The organism is Variovorax sp. 01N429 (assembly GCF_056399425.1).
The window spans coordinates 182,252-198,709 of record NZ_JBFTRG010000005.1 but is presented as its reverse complement, the minus strand read 5'-3'; the positions used below and the strand labels follow the sequence as shown (position 1 = coordinate 198,709).

Here is a 16,458-nt window from a genome sequence, read left to right as displayed (position 1 = left end):
CCTTCAGCCCCGCATCAGCGCTTCGATCTCGTCGCCATCTACGGGCACGCCGCGAGAGATGAGCTCGCAGCCGGTCTCGGTGACGATCGCGTCGTCCTCGATGCGGATTCCAATGTTGTGGAATTGCTCCGGCACGCCTTCCGCAGGGCGCACGTAGATGCCGGGTTCGATCGTCAGGACCATGCCGGGGTGCAGGATTCGACTCGGCCGGTTCTTGATGATCTCGTTCGACAGCGGATCCCGGCGCTCGCTCACCTCACCGATCTGCGTGGGTTCGACATAGCTGCCGCAATCGTGCACGTCCATGCCAAGCCAGTGGCCTGTGCGATGCATGTAGAAGGGAAAGTAGGCGCGGTTTTCGATCACGTCATCCAGGCTGCCCACCTTGTTGGCGTCGAGCAACCCGAGGTCGAGCATGCCTTGCGAAAGCACCTTGACGGTGGCTTCGTGTGGATCGTTGAACCGTTGGCCCGCGCGGGTTGCCGCAACGGCGGCGTCCTGGCTCGCGAGGACGAGGTCGTACAGCGCGCGCTGCGGGCCGGTGAACTTGCCGTTTGCCGGAAATGTACGCGTGATGTCGCTCGCATAGCCGTCGAGCTCACAGCCCGCGTCGATGAGAACCAGTTCACCGTCCCGCACCGGCGCGGTGTCGGCCCGGTAGTGCAGGACGCAAGCGTTCGCGCCCGCCGCCACGATCGAGCTGTACGCCGGGTATTGCGATCCGCCCAAGCGGAATTCGTGCAGCAACTCCGCGTCCAGGTGGTATTCGCGGACGTCCTTGCCTTCACGCAGCATTCGCGCCGATAACTGCATCGCACGGACATGCGCCCTGGCGCTGATTTGCGCCGCCCGGCGCATCGTGTCCTGCTCATGCGCGTCCTTGACGAGCCGCATTTCATCCAGCGGGCCGCACAGGTCGCGCTGTTCCTCAGGACAGAGCGCGCCGAAGCGCACGCGGGCGCGTACTGCAGAAAGCCATCCGTCGACTCGCGTCTCCAGCCCCTTGTGGGTGGCGAAGGGATACCAGACGACTGATTTGTTCTCCAGCAGCCGTGGCATCCGGGTGTCCAGTTCGTCGATGGAGTAAGCCTCGTCGACGCCCAGTGCGGCCGGCACGGCTTCGGGGCCGAGCCGGTAGCCGTCCCAGATTTCCCGCTCCAGATCCTTCGGTGCGCAGAACAAGGTGGACCGGCCATCACCCGACAGCACCAGCCATGCGTTCGGCTCCGTGAAGCCCGTCAGGTAATAGAAATAGCTGTCGTGCCGAAACAGAAAGTCACTGTCTCGGTTGCGCTGCCGCTCTGGCGCGGTGGGGATGATGGCGATGCTTTCGGCACCTATATAAGCAGAAAGATGTACACGTCGGGGGGCTTGATGAATTGCGGTCATAAGGTCACTATCCGATACGTTTGTAAGCAGTCCCTGGGGTAGGGAAAACACGAAGAAAGCAATTGCAAGAAGAATTGCCGTGTAGGACTACTCCCACTAAAAACCACCACTTCTTATTTCGGAGGTGTTTTTTTGTTCAATGTTCTAAATAAGAGCGCGATTCTGCTCGCGATAGGCGCTGGCGTGCTCACAGGTTGTGGTGGAGGAGGAAGCGGCGGCGGGGGCGGTATTGCCGCGACTGCCGTCAATGCGGCAGTGACACCCGACGCGGCCAATGCGTCGGCCCCCACAGTCTCGTCTGGCGGCACGACACTCGGCACCGCCGCGGCTTCGACCACGTTCTGTTCGACCCAAAGTACAGACATCGTGGACGCATCTTCCAACATCGTGGCTGCGCAGTACACGGCGATGGCCAAGCAACTGAGCAAGGATACCGGCATCGCGTACCGCTACGGTCCCGACGCGGCGTCTTGCGGAACCGCCAACACCGGTCCCGCCCTGGCCAAGCGCACGGACACCAAGCTTACCGACCCCGCGCAGAACGTCCCGTTCTACTGGTCGGTGGGCGGGCCTGTTTCCGGCGATCCGGGGCTTTTTTCCACCAACCAGGCCAACATGCTCTTCGCGGCCGACAATACGAGCGAACGCGTCGGCGTGGCCCTGTTCCAGGCTTCGGCGTACGTCTACAACGTCTTCGCCCAACTGCCGCAACTCCCATGGCAGATCTATCAGAAAGGCCAAGGCATCGACACCCCGAACGTCATGAACTACAAGGCGGCGGGCATCACGAGCGGCGATCCGGTGGCAATGGGCCGCTGCTATGGCCGCACGGGCTTCTGCGCGGAAGCCGTGGTCGCCTTCCAGAACGGCGTCATCGGCAGTGTCGGCACCAACACGGCGAGCAACAACGCGACGACCACGCTGGGGCCTAACAAGGTGCCGACGGGTGTCGCGGTGACCAATAACAACGAGTTCGCCCTGATCACGGTGTGGGACACCGTGGCGCTGAAGGGCCAGGTTGCCGTGGTGGCGCTGGCGGGCCTTTGCGATGGCTGCGATGCCATGAATGGAGCGGCGCACACCGTCAACGGCGTCTCATACGCGGCTTGGCATGACTGGTGGGGCGAATGGACGAGTCCCTACCCTGGCTTGCCCAACATGGGCAACACCGCTTTCATGAAGGTGCTGGGCTATGTCGATCTTCCTGGCATGGCGGCGCCTACCGAGATCTCGGTGACCACCGGCATGGACCAGTTCGACACAGTGCTTCCCAACGGCGCCGGCTTCATGGGATCGGCCAATTCGCCCCTGACCAGCAACTGGCAGAAGTTCGCCAAAGGCGGCAGCGACTACCGCCGGTATGCAAAGGGCGGTGTGGCAGTGGTGGTTTCCAAGTCGGAGCAGAAGGCTGCCTTCATCGACCTGAAGCCGCTCTTCAGCTACATCAACGGCGTGTATTTCAGCTCGAACGTCGGGTCCACCAGCAACCTGGGGCAAGGCGCCAACCAGTGGCCCTTCATCTCGGATGCAGCGACCCAGATGCCCAAGGTGGTGAAGACCGTGTCGCTGGGCGGCCGCCCGACGGCCGTGAAGACGACGGTCCTCGCCAGCAATCCGCGCGCATGGATCGCGACTCAGGACGGCACGTTGCACATCTACAGCCTGGACGGCTATGCACCGGGCGGCGCGGACAGCTCGCCGGCAGCCAGCGCCATCGCTGAAGTGGGCACCGTCAGCGGCATCGGCCGCAACCCGACTTCGCTGGCCACCTCCAAGGGCGAGCCGAGCAACTGGAGCGGAGAGCCCCTGAACCAGCAGGTGATTGTGGGATCGCGCGGCGACAACAAGATCTCCTGGGTGCGTTTTGCTGCCGACGGGAACAGCGGTGGCATCGTGCGGACCATCCAGCACAACGAGCTGAAGGACCTGATCGCCGTGGAAGATGCCGACAACTTCGCCAACGCGAACAACGTGGTGAGCGTGACGGACTACGCCGGCAAGGCAGTGCGCAACTACCGCTACGGACCGGTGATCTTCTCGGACGGCGGTGCGTGTCCCAAGCCCAATGGCTGCTCGGTCAACTCGATCAACGGCAGCGTCGCTGAATACGGCGGTGCCATGACGGTGCCTGGCAAGCCATTCCAGGTGTCGACAGTCAACGTCCCCTGACGCGGATTCGAGACTTCATGTAGCAAACGGCCCGCCTCATGCGGGCCGTTTTTTTGTGTTCAGTTCAGCAAGCCGTTCGGGCGTGCCGACATCGGCCCAGCGCCCGCTGTAGCGCTCGGCACTGACATGCCCGTCCTTCATGGCATGGCGCAAGATCGGCGCCAGCGCAGCCTTGATTCCCTCAGGATTGCCCCTTGGGATGTCGCAATGAGGCGTGGCGAACAACTCGGCGCGGTACAACGCAATCGTGGAGAAGGTGTCCTTCTGTGCCGATACGCTCAGGGCGCTCCCGTCCGGCGCGATGCCGAAATCGCCGTTCGGGTTGTGCGCAGGATTGGGCACCAGCCATAGATGCGCCAGCCGGCCGCTGGCCGCAAAACGATCCACCGCCGCTTGCGTGAACTCGAAGTCCGGAGCGAACACATCTCCGGCAACCACCCAGAAAATTTCTCCGAGCAAAGGCAAGGCCCGTACGATGCCTCCTGCGGTTTCGAGCGGGCCGCCGAAATCGTGCCCTTCATGCGAATAGGCAATGGTGGACGTTTCGAATCGCTGGCCAAAACGCACCTGTATCTGATCGCCAAGCCATGCCGTGTTGATCACGAGTCGGCCGAATCCTCCCGTTGCGAGCGCTTCCATGGGCCATTGCATGAGGGGCTTGCCTGCGACCTCCAGCAGAGGCTTCGGCGTGGTGTCGGTCAAGGGCCGCATGCGCTCACCGCGCCCTGCGGCAAGAATCATCGCGCTGACTGCTGGAGTCGCTGAAGTGGCTGGAGTCGTCATGCGGCCTCCGCCCGGATCGCTCCGCGCTGCAGCGCATGCCGCTCGACGTGCAGTGGCAGGAAGAGTGCCTCCAGCGAACCCATCAGCGCATGCGCCTTGGCCGAATGATCAGCGCCGAAGTTGCAGACGTAGACGTCGAGCGTGACGCTGCCTTCCTCGGGCCATGTGTGCACGCACAGGTGCGACTCCGCGAGCAGCACTGTGGCAGTCACTCCGCCCTCGCCCTTCGGTGTCGCCGGAAACGCATGAAAAAGCCGCCCAACCACCTGCAGCCCCGCGGATTCGGCCGCTTCGGCACAGGCGGTGCCGAGCGCATCGGCGTCGACAAGCCAGCGCGTCTCGCAGCGGCATCGATGGAGATCGGCAGTGAGGTGCAGTCCATGCATGGGCGGCACTCTAGCAGCCGTCCGCGCTTCGTTCGAAGTGCACCGACCTCGGCCGCTAAAATGCCGGGTTCCCCCTAACTTGCTCCCAGGAAGCCACAGATGGCCAACCAAGCCTTGATGGCCAACGCGATTCGCGCGCTGGCAATGGATGCCGTACAACTCGCAAACTCGGGGCATCCGGGCGCACCAATGGGCATGGCCGACATGGCTGTCGCGCTATGGGGCGAGCATCTCAAGCACAACCCCACCAATCCACACTGGTTCGATCGCGACCGCTTCGTGCTGTCGAACGGCCATGCGTCGATGCTCATCTACGCGGTGCTGCACCTCACGGGTTACGACCTGCCGATCGACGAGCTGAAGCACTTCCGCCAGTTGCACAGCAAGACCGCCGGCCACCCTGAAACGGGCATCACCCCCGGCGTCGAGACCACCACCGGGCCGCTGGGCCAGGGCATTACGAATGCCGTGGGTTTTGCGCTTGCCGAAAAGCTGCTTGCGTCGGAATTCAACCGCAAGGACCACACCATCGTCGATCATCACACCTACGCTTTCCTTGGCGACGGGTGCCTGATGGAAGGCATCAGCCACGAAGCCGCTGCCCTCGCCAGTGCATGGAAGCTTGGCAAGCTGATTGCGCTCTACGACGACAACGGCATTTCGATCGACGGTCCGGTCAAGCCCTGGTTCGTCGACAACACCGAAGAGCGTTTCAAAGCCTACGGCTGGCGAGTGATCGGGCCGATCGATGGGCACGACATCAAGGATGTGTCGAAGGCGATCGAAAAGGCGAAGAAGCACGACGATCGGCCCACATTGATCATCTGCGAGACGCAGATCGGCAAGGGAAGCCCCAATCGCGCCAACACGGCCAAGGCGCACGGAGAGCCGCTCGGTGCGGACGAGATCGCACTGACGCGCAGCGCGCTCCAGTGGAGCCACGCGCCCTTCGACCTGCCAGCGGCCGTCTATGAGGAATGGGATGCCAAGGCAGCCGGCGCCAAGGCCGAGGCCGAATGGAATGAAAGATTCGCGGCCTATGCGCAGTCCTTTCCCGATCTCGCGGACGAGTTCACGCGCCGTATGAAGGGAGAGCTGCCGAAGAACTTCCATCAGACCGCCTTCGATACGGTGGTGGCCGCCCACACCAAGGCCGAGACGGTCGCGTCGCGAAAAGCATCGCAACTCGCTCTCGAAGCCTTCACCGCCGCATTGCCCGAGTTGCTCGGCGGCAGCGCCGATCTCACCGGCTCGAACCTCACCAACACCAAGAGCACGCCCAGCCTGCGCTTCGATGCCAATGGCGCCGTGATCCGCAGCGAAGGCAACGAGCAGTTCCCTGACGGTCTGCCGGGCCGCCATATCAATTACGGCGTCCGCGAGTTCGGCATGGCCGCCATCATGAACGGCTTGGCGCTGCATGGGGGCTACATCCCTTACGGCGGCACCTTCCTGACTTTCAGTGATTACAGCCGCAATGCCATTCGCATGGCCGCGCTGATGAAGCAGCGCGTGATTCATGTCTTCACGCACGACTCCATCGGTCTCGGCGAAGACGGCCCGACACACCAGTCGATCGAACACGCTGCCTCGCTTCGCCTGATCCCGAACCTCGATGTCTGGCGCCCCGGCGACACGGCCGAGACTGCCGTCGCCTGGGCCGTGGCGCTGCAAAGCGCAAATCGTCCGACCGCACTGCTGCTGTCGCGCCAGAACCTGCCCTACTCGCCCAAGTCGGATCTGAGCGACATCAGCAAGGGTGCGTATGTGCTGTCTGAGCCGGCGGCAGTCGGGCTCAAGAACAAGAACGTGAAGGCCGTGATCATCGCGACGGGCTCCGAAGTGCAATTGGCCCTCAAGGCGCAAGAGCTGCTGGCCGCAAGGAAAATCGCGGTTCGCGTGGTTTCGATGCCTTCGACCACCACCTTCGATCGCCAGGACGTCGCCTACAAGACCAGCGTGCTGCCGAGCGGCACCCCGCGCATCGCCGTCGAAATGGGCGCCACCGGTGGGTGGTGGAAGTACGGCGTCGCGGCGGTGGTCGGCATCGACACTTACGGCGAATCGGCGCCTGCGGGCGTGCTGTTCAAGCATTTCGGGTTCACGGCAGAGAACGTGGCTGCCACGGTCGAAGCGGCGCTCAAGCGCTGAAATCGATCGCCCTTTCGGTTTTCATCATCCAGGAGCAAATGACATGGCTATCAAACTCGGCATCAATGGCTTCGGTCGCATCGGTCGCAACGTGCTTCGCGCGGCGGTGCAGAACTTCAAGAACGACATCGAGATCGTCGCGATCAACGATCTGCTCGAGCCGGACTACCTGGCATACATGCTGCAGTACGACTCCGTGCATGGCCGCTTCCAGGGTGAAATCAACGTCGAGGGCAACACGCTCATCGTCAATGGCAAGAAGATTCGCCTGACGCAGGAGCGCGACCCGGCACAACTGAAGTGGAACGACGTCGGCGCCGACATCGTGCTCGAGTCCACCGGCCTCTTCCTCACCAAGGAGACGGCGCAGAAGCACATCGACGCCGGCGCGAAGAAGGTTCTTCTCTCGGCGCCGAGCAAGGACGACACACCCATGTTCGTCTACGGCGTGAACGACAAGAAATACGCGGGCGAGGCCATCATCAGCAACGCCAGCTGCACGACAAACTGCCTGGCGCCGCTTGCCAAGGTCGTGAACGACAAGTGGGGCATCAAGCGCGGCCTGATGACCACCGTGCACGCAGCCACCGCCACTCAGAAGACCGTCGACGGCCCGAGCAACAAGGATTGGCGCGGCGGCCGGGGCATTCTCGAGAACATCATTCCGTCGAGCACCGGTGCAGCCAAGGCCGTCGGCGTCGTAATCCCCGAGCTCAACAAGAAGCTCACGGGCATGAGCTTCCGCGTGCCGACTTCCGACGTGTCGGTGGTCGACCTCACTGTTGAGCTGGTCAACGCGGCGACCTACGAGGAAATCTGCGCTGAAATGAAAGCCCAGAGCGAAGGCGCGCTCAAGGGCGTCCTCGGCTACACGGAAGACAAGGTGGTCGCCACCGATTTCCGCGGCGACCCGCGCACCTCGATCTTCGACGCCGACGCTGGCATCGCCCTGGACGGCACCTTCGTCAAGCTCGTGAGCTGGTACGACAACGAGTGGGGCTACTCGAACAAGTGCCTGGAGATGGTTCGCGTGATGGCGAAGTAAGGCGGTTTCGAGCACTCACCGACAACGCGCCCGAGGGCGCGTTTTTTCATGGTGCCTTAAGAAAGCGCTTGGAGAGCTGGCGAGTCGTTGAGACGACGAATCGATGCAGCCGGACGGCCAACGTTTTCGCACCCGCGGATAAATCGGGCTCAAGGGACTCGATGGCTGCTTCCGTTGCGTCAGGCAGCTTGTTGGCGAGTTCTTCGGCAATGGCGAACAGGAACCCCGAGCGCATATTGAATGCTTCGGCGAGCGCCATGATGTTCGCTCGCGACATCGTACCGGGCGTCGTCTCGCCGCCGATGGAGAAAGCGAAGTGCGGTGACAGTCCGGGATAGATGCGGGTGCACATCAAGTCGTAGAACGGCGTGAGCCTCATGCCAGCGCAAGGCACCCGATAGAGCGACAAGTTCTTGGCGTGGCTGTCGTTGTTGCCGACATAGAGGTTGAAGAACAGCCAGGCGACGAAGTTCTTCAAGTCCGACGCAGGTTGCGTGCTGTACCGGCGAATCAGTTCTGCGCAACGTGCTGCACCGGGGCCGCCTTCAATCTCGTATTTTTTCTCCGACACTGTGCCGGCCAATTGGCACAAGTCGTACTGCAACAAGCGACCCAGGGTGCCGTCCGCCCGGTCGAGGCGGTCGAAGCGCTTGACAACGCAAGCCTGGGTGGTCGGCTCATAGAAGACTTGCGCTGTCGGCAGCCCGCACAACGCCGAGGTGCGCATCATCACAGCTTCGTTGGCCGCCGAATGCCAGATCTTGGCAATGCGGCGGATGTCCGGCTTGAGAATGTGCGTGGACGGAGAAGTGCCCTGAGGAAGTCGCGGCAATCCATCGTCGAACAATGCGATGGAAGCCTTGTCTTGGGCGCCGGCCAGCGACACTCGGGCATGGTTGCCTTTGATGTCGATAGCGGCAGCTGACTTGCGCCCCAGCATCAGCGCGAGGGCCTGCCAGCTCGTTGCCTCATAGGAAGGGGGTTCGGGTCGCTCCCCACCCGGGAGAATGACGAACCCGCCGGCGGTGTCGCCCGCGACTTCGTGCAGCAGCGAGAACAACGTGGAAGCCTTCTTCTGCTCTGAGAGATAGGCGCGCAGTTCGCCTTCGGGCAGCAGGTTTTCCAAGAACGCCTGCACGGCCGCCGAGGATTGATGCCCTGGAGAAAGGTCTATGGCGGCGACTTGCAGCCGCTCAGCGCGGGCGAGCCATTCAGGCGTGTACTCGAATTCGATGGGGGAACTGTCGTGGACTACGGCGACGTGCTCTTCGCCGAAGAAGACGTCCAGGCTGTGCGGCCGGGCCATCAAATGCCACCGGAGGTTCGGGGCCGCACCACGACTTCCAGTCCCAGCAGGTCAAGCACATCCAGCGCTTTTTGCAGTTGGACCGTTGGCTTGCCGCCCTCCAGATCCACGATGAAACGGTTGCCTGTATTGCCCAATCCAGCGATGTCCAACTGCTTGAGGTTGAGAGAACGGCGGCGCTGGCGAATCAGTTCGCCGAGATCGGCAGTAGAACGGATGACGCCATCCGTGTCTTGTGAATTACCGATCGGTAACGATGACTTTGCTCCAGGCATTGTTGCTCCCACGAATTACCTGTCGGTAATTCTGCCGCGACGCCGCACTCAAAGTCAATAAAAATTACCGATCGGTAACTGACCTATCGATGCGCTATACCGGCTCAAGCACATGGATCAAGCGGCTCTCCGTCCAGTCTTTCACCTTCGCTCCATAGGCGGCCATGTGTGGCGCTGCCGCGTGCGCCTGCAGGTCCGCGAGCGTTTCCCACTTCTCGATCACCACGAAGGTGTCCGGTCCGAATGAAGCGCGCGAGGTCGGCACGCCGGCGGCGTCCGCGGTCGCGGTGTATTCGATGCAGCCTTTTTCCGCGAGAACCGCGGCCCGATTGGCGCGGTAGGCCTCGAGGATCTGCGCGCGTTGGCCGGGTTTGGCGGTGATGACGGCGACGACGTGAATCATGGGCGAATGCTCCTTGGTTGCCTGGATGATGGACCGTCGAATTTACGAGGAACAGGCGCCTTCCGCCTGTCGCATCGGAGGCCGGCCGACATGAGCCGGCGTTCAAATCTCCAGGAGCGTGTCGGGTTGGGTCCTGTACCAGCCGCGGTCGGGCATCTCGTGCCAATGATGAAGGCTCACCCCCCGCGTTGCGAAGCTGAGGGCGCCGCGCCGGCTCAACGCCTCCGTCAGTATCCGGCTGAGGCGCTGCCGCGCTTCGATGCTGATGGAGACGAAAGCCGACTTGGTGTGTTTGCGCTGCGCCGCAGGCGTGCTCTGCCCGACGATCCGATCGAGCACCTGGGTCGACACATGGTTCAGGTTCCCCGCATTGGGTGCCTGCAGCAGGCAGAGCTGCGACGGAAGATCGACACCCAGCCGCTCGGCAAAGGTCGCTCCCGCGTCGAGCGCCTGAACGCCCGCCCTTCCCGTGAGCAGAACCCCCTGCCCACCGAACTCGCCATAGAGCACCGCGCTTGATTCGTTCTCTGCCGTGGTCGTGGCATGAGCGCGCAGACGTTCGCGCGCGTAGCGTCGGGTCCAGCGGTCCAGCAGGTGAACAAACTCGAGAAGCCGAGCGATCCGCTGCGAAGCGCCCTCGCCGGGGCCATCAAATTTCCCATCGAACTTCGCATTAAAGGCCGGCAGCAATGCATCGACATACCAGTCGTGGCCGGGAGACAGGACGACGAAGGGGCCGACATTGGCGCCGGCAAAAGGTTCGAACACAGGGACACCCCGCGATTTGGCCAGGCTCTCGAGGGCACGCGCCGGTCCCATGGCGCTCCGCAGCCGCCTCGAATAGGCCCAGGGCCGCTGCATCCACAACTCGCCGACTGTCAGTTTGCCGAGAACCACCGGCAAGCCGTCCATGTGATCGCTCGCCGGATGCGAACTCACCAGGTAGTCCACATGAGACGTCATGTACAGGTTCTGGATGTGAGCCACCATCTGCGCGCCTGAGAGCGCCGTGCCGGCGTCGTAGACAAGCACCTTGTAATTGCCCGGTTGGCCCCAGCGGACGCTGATGGCTGCGCCGCCTGACTTCACAGGCAGGAAATCGACCTCATACCCCATCCAACACTCCCTGACCTTGACCATTTGTTCGCATCGCAAGGCGACGCACTGGTTTTGTGCCGAAAGTCTAGCGAGCCGCGGTCATCGAACCTTGTAGGATTTGCATCATGTCGATTGATGCAGTTCGTGTTTCGTTGGGGGAGTTGACTGCCATCAAGGCGGGCTATCCCTTTCGCGGCTCCATCGAGGAGATTCCTGGAGGCCCGGTCCGCGCCGTCCAGATGAAGGACGTGCATCCTGCCGCCGGGGTCCGATGGCAGACGGTGGTGCGGACGCGGCTCACGGGACGCGGCGATGCCGACTGGCTGCTCCCAGGCGATCTGCTCTTTGTGGCGCGGGGCAGCCGCTTCTATGCCGCCTGTCTTGATGAACCGCCTGAGCATGCAGTTTGCGGGCCTCATCTTTTTCATCTGCGCCTCAAGCCTGGGAGCCCCGCGATCGCGGCCTTTCTCGCCTGGCAGATCAACCAGCCGCCTTTTCAGCGAGCGCTGCAGCGCGCGGCCGAGGGTTCGAGCCAACTGAGCGTGCGCCGGCCGATGCTCGAAGCCATGCGCGTCAGCATTCCTTCTCTGCCCGATCAGCAGCGCATCGTCGAACTGGTGCGGCTGGCCCACCGTGAGCGACACCTGCAGGCCCTGCTCATCCGCAATCACGAGCGCCTCTTCGAATCGATCGCCGAGGAACTGGCAGCGACCCCATGACAAAAACCACAGGGAGAACATGAAACAACCCACCATCGAGCAGGATGCGATCAATGGCGCCGTGTGGACCGCTTGCGAAACCCTTCGAGGGATCGTGGACCCGGGCATCTACAAGGACTACGTCCTGACCTTGCTGTTTCTCAAGTACGTGTCGGACGTCTGGCAGGAGCACTACGACGGGTATCTCAAGGAATACGCCGATGCCGAACCGGGGCTCATCGACGAATTGCTCAAGACCGAACGCTTCGTGCTTCCGCCGAACGCCAGCTTCTACGCGCTGCACGCGGCGCGCTATCAGCCCGGCAATGGGGAGCGCATCGATCGTGCGCTGCATGCGATCGAAGACGCCAACCTATCGAAGCTGCGCGACATCTTTCAGGACATCAGCTTCAACGCGGGCAAGCTGGGGGACGAGCAGCAGAAGAACGACATGCTGCGGCAGCTCCTCGAAGCTTTCGCCAGGCCCGAACTCGACCTGAGCCCCAGCAGGGTCGGGACGCTCGGCGTGGTCGGCAACGCGTACGAATTCATCATCAAGCGATTTGCCTCGACCAGCGGTAAGAAGGCCGGCGAGTTCTACACACCGCCGGAAGTTTCGGAGCTCCTCGCGCGCTTGATGGACCCGCGGGACGGCGATGAAGTCTGCGACCCCGCATGTGGATCCGGTTCGCTGCTGCTTCGGTGCGGCCGGCTCATCCGAGAACGCAGCGGCATGCGGCGCTATGCGCTCTATGGGCAGGAGGCCATAGGCAGCACCTGGGCGCTCGCCAAGATGAACATGTTCCTTCATGGCGAGGACAACCATCGCATCGAATGGGGCGACACGCTCCGCAATCCCAAGCTGGTGGTGGGCGACACGCGGCTGCGACGCTTCGATGTCGTCGTCGCCAACCCACCGTTCAGTCTCGACAAGTGGGGCCATGAGAGCGCCGAGAACGATCGCTTCGGCCGCTACCGCCGCGGGCTGCCTCCGCGTGGCAAAGGCGACTTCGCCTTCATCCTGCACATGGTCGAGACCCTGAATCCGCGCACCGGGCGCATGGCGGTGGTCATGCCGCATGGCGTTCTTTTTCGCGGAGGCGCCGAGCGCGCGATCCGTCGAAAGCTGATCGAGGAGAACCTGCTCGACGCGGTCATCGGCATTCCTGAAAAGCTCTTCTATGGCACCGGCATCCCTGCCGCAGTGCTGGTGCTGCGCAAGGACAAGGCCGACGACAAAGTCCTTTTCATCGACGCCAGCCGCGAGTTCCAGCCTGGCAAGAACCAGAACCTGCTGCGCGCGGCCGACATTGAACGGATCCTCGCGACCTATGCCGGGCGTGAGTCTGCTGACAAGTACGCCATCCTCGTCGCTCCCGACGCCATTGCCGAACAGGACTACAACCTCAACGTCGGCCGCTATGTCGACAGCACGCAGGCTCCACTCCACGTTGACCTCGACGCATTGCGGCGCGAGCGGATCGAACTGAAGAAGGAGTGCGCAGGCATTGAAGAGGAGATGGCCGGGTACCTGAAGGAGCTCGGGTATGACTGATGACGCCCGCCTGAGTGCGTTGCGCATGCTGTGCAATCTCGACTGGCGCTACCTGAATCCGGCGGCGTGCCTCGAACTGCGAGGCGGCGCGCGCGAAGTTCTGGTCAAGCGCTGGGTTGTCGAGTTTCTCCAGACGCGCCGGTTTGAATACAAGGGCGCTCACCACTCGCTCTCCGCTGGCGCCATCGATCAGATCCTGCGCGAACTCGCCACGCTCGGGTTGGGAGACGGACTGCTCGCCGCCAACCAGCGGCTCTATTCGAGGCTTGCCTACGGCGTCACGGTCACCGAGTTCATGCCCGACGGCAAGAAGCATCAACCGACCATCGCGATCATCGACTGGGACGACCCCGCCGCCAATCGCTTCGACGTGACAGAGGACCTGAGCGTGCTTTCGCAGGGCAGCGGCAACCACCGCGCGCCCGACGTCGTCGCCTACGTGAACGGCATTCCGCTTGTTGTGATCGAGTGCGGGCGCCCCACGGTGCGTGAAGCCATCGAGCGGCACCTGCGCAATCAGCGCGACGAGGAAGTGCCGCATCTCTTTGCATACGCGCAACTGCAGATCGCCATCGGCCCGACCGATGCCTGCTATGGCACCACTCGCACACCTGCGAAATTCTGGTCGAGATGGAACAAGGAAGAAGAGTTCGACGAAGCGCACGTGCGCTCGCTGAAGAATGCGACGCCGCCGTCCGAGACGCTCGGGCAGCTCTTGCAAGGAAAGTCTTCCGTGCTGAGGACCGGGCTCGAATCGCTATGGGCTTCGCCGCTGTCGCCTGATGCGGCCGACCGCCTGCTGGTCAGCCTGCTCACGCCTTCGAGACTGCTCGAAGTGCTGCGCGGATTCATATTGTTCGACCGCAAGCTGGGCAAGATCGTGGCGCGCCCGCCGCAATTCTTCGCTGCGGGTGCGCTGCTGAAGCGCCTCGCGTCCTTGCGAGCCGATGGTTCGCGCAAGGGCGGCGTGGTCTGGCACACCGCAGGGTCGGGCAAGAGCCTCACCATGGTGTTCTTGGCCAAGGCATTGCTCTTGAACGAAAACTTGAAGGACTGTCGCATCTTCGTCGTCACTGATCGGGTCGATCTGGAGCATCAGCTGGCGCGGAATTTCGTGGCGAGCGATGCCTTCGGTCCATCCTTCGGCGCGCACAAGGAAGGCGAGCGCAGCAAGGCCGTCACGGGCCGGGATCTCGCAAGGCGCATTGGCAGCGGCACCGAGCGGATCACCTTCGCGCTGATTCAGAAGTTCAACATTGCGTCGCGCTTGCCCGAATGCCGAAACGAGTCGGCAAACATCATCGTGCTGGTCGACGAAGGCCATCGCAGTCATGGGGGCGAAACGCACGAACGCATGCGCAGGGCTCTGCCCCGTGCGGCCTTCGTGGCCTTCACCGGCACACCGCTGCTGAAGGACGAGAAGACGACGAAGAAGTTCGGGCCGATCATTCACGCCTACACGATGCGCCGCGCGGTCGAAGATGGCGTCGTCACGCCGCTGCTCTACGAAGAGCGTGTGCCCGAACTCAAAATCGACGCGAAGGCGGTGGACCGCTGGTTCGACAAGATCAGTGCCACCTGCGGCGCGAATCAGCGAATCGATGCGAGCAAGCCATGCGCGGCGCGTGGAGTCATCCACGGCGCGGCCGGGCGCATCGAGCTGATTGCGTGGGACATCGCGACCCATTTCAGCGAAAACTTCAAGAAGTTGGCGCCCGGGCTGAAAGGCCAGGTCGCCACCGCCAGTAAGCGCGATGCAGTTCGCTACAAGAAGGCGCTCGACGCGACCGGGCTCGTCACCAGCGCCATCGTCATCTCGCCGCCCGACGCGCGCGAGGGCGACTTCGATCCCGACGATGATGGGTTGGCAGAGGTGCAGCATTGGTGGCGCCACAACGTGCTCGCAAGTGCGCACAAGCCGGCGGAACACGAGCGACAGGTGCTGCGTGGCTTCGGCACCGACGCCGAACCCGATCTACTCATCGTCGTCGATCGGCTGCTCACAGGGTTCGACGAGCCGCGCAATGCCGTGCTCTACATCGACAAGCCGCTCCAGAGTCATGGCCTCATCCAGGCAGTGGCCCGCGTGAATCGGTTGCACGACGCCAAGCGACACGGTCTGTTGGTCGACTATCGCGGCGTCCTCAAGCAGCTGGATACGGCGATCAGCGGCTACCAGGACCTCGAGGAGCGCACGCAGAGTGGGTTCGACGCCACGGACCTCGTCGGGCTATACACGCCGGTGCATGCCGAATTCAAGCGACTGCCGTCGTTGCACGCGTCGATGTGGTCGTTCTTCGATGAGGTCGCCGATCGCGACGATCCCGAGCAACTGCGGCAGGCGCTGAGCGCGGGAGTTCGCGATGACTTCTCCGCGGCCTTCAATGCCTTCGGACAATGCTTGAGGACGGCGCTGTCCTCGCGCAGCTTCTTCGAAGACCCGCAGTTTTCGGAAGAGCAGGTTGCCCGCTACAAGCAGGACTTGCGCTTGTTGCGAAATGCGCGGCAGACCGCTCAACGCGATGCCATGGAGAGCGTCGTGGACAGCGAATACGACAAGCAGATCCAAAGGCTTGTCGACGCATGCGTCGAAGGCAGCACGGTGCGCGAACCTGATGCCGTCTATGCAGTGAGGCAGTCTTCCCACGGCGATGCGGCTGATGCTTGGCCTGAGCAAAGGGCGCGCCGTGAAGCCGCGTTGATCAGGACGCGCCTTCAGAACACCATTGCGCACGAACTCGTCGAAGATCCGTACGCGCAAAAGGTGTTGTCCGGCTTGCTCAAGAGCGCAATCGAAGATGCAGAAGCGCTCTTCGACAGCCCGCGAAAGCAATACGCCCTGTTTCGCGAGTTCGAGCGAAGCGTCGACCTTCGCGCAGTCCCTGGCATGCCCGACGTGTTGTCAGCCAACCCGCGGGCCAGGGCATTCTTCGGCGCCATCCTGATGGCCTTGGGCGATGAAGCCGCCGCGGGACTCGATGCATCGGCGCGCCGCGGCTATATCGACCACGCGCTCGCCGTCAGCCGCCTCGTGGATGACGCGATGGCTGAACACTCACTCGATCCGCAAGGCTTCGAGTCCGCCGTCCGCAGGGATTTGCTGATGCGCTTCCATGCGTCGCTGGGCGTCAACAGGGCCAACGCCGTGATCTCCCATGTGCTTCAGATCACCCGCGCTGGCAGAAGCCGGAGCGCCTGAC

At 62.8% G+C, this 16,458-nt stretch carries 13 protein-coding genes; 6 read left to right on the top strand and 7 right to left on the bottom strand.

The window, feature by feature from the left end:
- Positions 1-3 precede the first annotated feature (3 nt).
- A complete protein-coding gene (locus AC1DSF_RS11405) occupies positions 4-1,389 on the bottom strand; it encodes an aminopeptidase P N-terminal domain-containing protein (RefSeq protein WP_478182855.1) in 1,386 nt (461 codons plus the stop codon).
- A 366-nt stretch (positions 1,390-1,755) separates the two neighbouring features.
- Here AC1DSF_RS11405 and AC1DSF_RS11400 point away from each other — a divergent pair, with 366 nt between their 5' ends.
- Positions 1,756-3,558 carry a hypothetical protein gene (locus AC1DSF_RS11400; protein WP_478182854.1) on the top strand — a complete coding sequence of 601 codons (1,803 nt, stop codon included), beginning with the start codon at positions 1,756-1,758 and terminating at the stop codon, positions 3,556-3,558.
- A gap of 36 nt (positions 3,559-3,594) precedes the next feature.
- Here AC1DSF_RS11400 and AC1DSF_RS11395 read toward each other — a convergent pair whose 3' ends face one another.
- Positions 3,595-4,299: a nucleotidyltransferase family protein gene (locus tag AC1DSF_RS11395; protein WP_478182905.1), complete on the bottom strand. Its 705-nt coding sequence runs from the start codon at positions 4,297-4,299 to the stop codon at positions 3,595-3,597.
- Positions 4,300-4,337: 38 nt separating this feature from the next.
- Complete coding sequence (locus AC1DSF_RS11390) at positions 4,338-4,727, bottom strand: S-adenosylmethionine decarboxylase family protein (protein ID WP_478127546.1); 390 nt, start codon at positions 4,725-4,727, stop codon at positions 4,338-4,340.
- A 99-nt stretch (positions 4,728-4,826) separates the two neighbouring features.
- Between AC1DSF_RS11390 and tkt the strand changes: the two genes are divergently transcribed.
- Both tkt and gap read left to right on the top strand, forming a co-directional pair.
- On the top strand, positions 4,827-6,878 hold the full coding sequence (gene tkt / locus AC1DSF_RS11385; RefSeq protein ID WP_478127545.1) for a transketolase: 2,052 nt from the start codon (positions 4,827-4,829) through the stop codon (positions 6,876-6,878).
- A gap of 43 nt (positions 6,879-6,921) precedes the next feature.
- Positions 6,922-7,923, top strand: coding sequence for a type I glyceraldehyde-3-phosphate dehydrogenase (gene gap / locus AC1DSF_RS11380; RefSeq protein WP_478127544.1), 1,002 nt, complete (start codon positions 6,922-6,924; stop codon positions 7,921-7,923).
- A gap of 46 nt (positions 7,924-7,969) precedes the next feature.
- Here the strand turns inward: gap and AC1DSF_RS11375 are convergent, their stop codons facing one another.
- The 4 genes from AC1DSF_RS11375 to AC1DSF_RS11360 all read right to left on the bottom strand — a co-directional run bounded on the left by AC1DSF_RS11375 (position 7,970) and on the right by AC1DSF_RS11360 (position 11,023).
- Positions 7,970-9,229 carry a HipA domain-containing protein gene (locus tag AC1DSF_RS11375; protein WP_478182853.1) on the bottom strand — a complete coding sequence of 420 codons (1,260 nt, stop codon included), beginning with the start codon at positions 9,227-9,229 and terminating at the stop codon, positions 7,970-7,972.
- Positions 9,229-9,504, bottom strand: a complete 276-nt coding sequence (locus AC1DSF_RS11370) for a helix-turn-helix domain-containing protein (RefSeq protein ID WP_478127542.1) — start codon at positions 9,502-9,504, stop codon at positions 9,229-9,231. Before AC1DSF_RS11370 ends, AC1DSF_RS11375 begins: the two co-directional genes overlap by 1 nt.
- A gap of 94 nt (positions 9,505-9,598) precedes the next feature.
- Positions 9,599-9,907, bottom strand: coding sequence for a putative quinol monooxygenase (locus tag AC1DSF_RS11365; RefSeq protein WP_478127541.1), 309 nt, complete (start codon positions 9,905-9,907; stop codon positions 9,599-9,601).
- Between the two features lie 102 nt (positions 9,908-10,009).
- On the bottom strand, positions 10,010-11,023 hold the full coding sequence (locus AC1DSF_RS11360) for a ComEC/Rec2 family competence protein (protein WP_478127540.1): 1,014 nt from the start codon (positions 11,021-11,023) through the stop codon (positions 10,010-10,012).
- Positions 11,024-11,130: 107 nt separating this feature from the next.
- On the opposite strand from AC1DSF_RS11360, the gene AC1DSF_RS11355 reads away from it, so the two are divergent.
- The 3 genes from AC1DSF_RS11355 to AC1DSF_RS11345 are packed head-to-tail and all read left to right on the top strand — an operon-like array spanning position 11,131 to position 16,457.
- Positions 11,131-11,724: a restriction endonuclease subunit S gene (locus tag AC1DSF_RS11355; RefSeq protein ID WP_478127539.1), complete on the top strand. Its 594-nt coding sequence runs from the start codon at positions 11,131-11,133 to the stop codon at positions 11,722-11,724.
- A gap of 19 nt (positions 11,725-11,743) precedes the next feature.
- Positions 11,744-13,258 (top strand): type I restriction-modification system subunit M, encoded by a 1,515-nt coding sequence (locus AC1DSF_RS11350; RefSeq protein ID WP_478127538.1) that lies wholly within the window; start codon positions 11,744-11,746, stop codon positions 13,256-13,258.
- Positions 13,251-16,457: a type I restriction endonuclease subunit R gene (locus tag AC1DSF_RS11345; protein WP_478127537.1), complete on the top strand. Its 3,207-nt coding sequence runs from the start codon at positions 13,251-13,253 to the stop codon at positions 16,455-16,457. Before AC1DSF_RS11350 ends, AC1DSF_RS11345 begins: the two co-directional genes overlap by 8 nt.
- Position 16,458 lies beyond the last annotated feature (1 nt).

What these genes read in the sequence shown, in the direction of transcription:
- AC1DSF_RS11375 (WP_478182853.1), bottom strand. Translation starts at nt 9,229, where the DNA reads ATGGCCCGGCCGCACAGCCTGGACGTCTTCTTCGGCGAAGAGCACGTC.
- gap (WP_478127544.1), top strand. Translation starts at nt 6,922, where the DNA reads ATGGCTATCAAACTCGGCATCAATGGCTTCGGTCGCATCGGTCGCAAC.
- tkt (WP_478127545.1), top strand. Translation starts at nt 4,827, where the DNA reads ATGGCCAACCAAGCCTTGATGGCCAACGCGATTCGCGCGCTGGCAATG.
- AC1DSF_RS11355 (WP_478127539.1), top strand. Translation starts at nt 11,131, where the DNA reads ATGTCGATTGATGCAGTTCGTGTTTCGTTGGGGGAGTTGACTGCCATC.
- AC1DSF_RS11360 (WP_478127540.1), bottom strand. Translation starts at nt 11,023, where the DNA reads ATGGGGTATGAGGTCGATTTCCTGCCTGTGAAGTCAGGCGGCGCAGCC.
- AC1DSF_RS11365 (WP_478127541.1), bottom strand. Translation starts at nt 9,907, where the DNA reads ATGATTCACGTCGTCGCCGTCATCACCGCCAAACCCGGCCAACGCGCG.
- AC1DSF_RS11350 (WP_478127538.1), top strand. Translation starts at nt 11,744, where the DNA reads ATGAAACAACCCACCATCGAGCAGGATGCGATCAATGGCGCCGTGTGG.
- AC1DSF_RS11390 (WP_478127546.1), bottom strand. Translation starts at nt 4,727, where the DNA reads ATGCATGGACTGCACCTCACTGCCGATCTCCATCGATGCCGCTGCGAG.
- AC1DSF_RS11395 (WP_478182905.1), bottom strand. Translation starts at nt 4,299, where the DNA reads ATGATTCTTGCCGCAGGGCGCGGTGAGCGCATGCGGCCCTTGACCGAC.
- AC1DSF_RS11345 (WP_478127537.1), top strand. Translation starts at nt 13,251, where the DNA reads ATGACTGATGACGCCCGCCTGAGTGCGTTGCGCATGCTGTGCAATCTC.
- AC1DSF_RS11370 (WP_478127542.1), bottom strand. Translation starts at nt 9,504, where the DNA reads ATGCCTGGAGCAAAGTCATCGTTACCGATCGGTAATTCACAAGACACG.
- AC1DSF_RS11405 (WP_478182855.1), bottom strand. Translation starts at nt 1,389, where the DNA reads ATGACCGCAATTCATCAAGCCCCCCGACGTGTACATCTTTCTGCTTAT.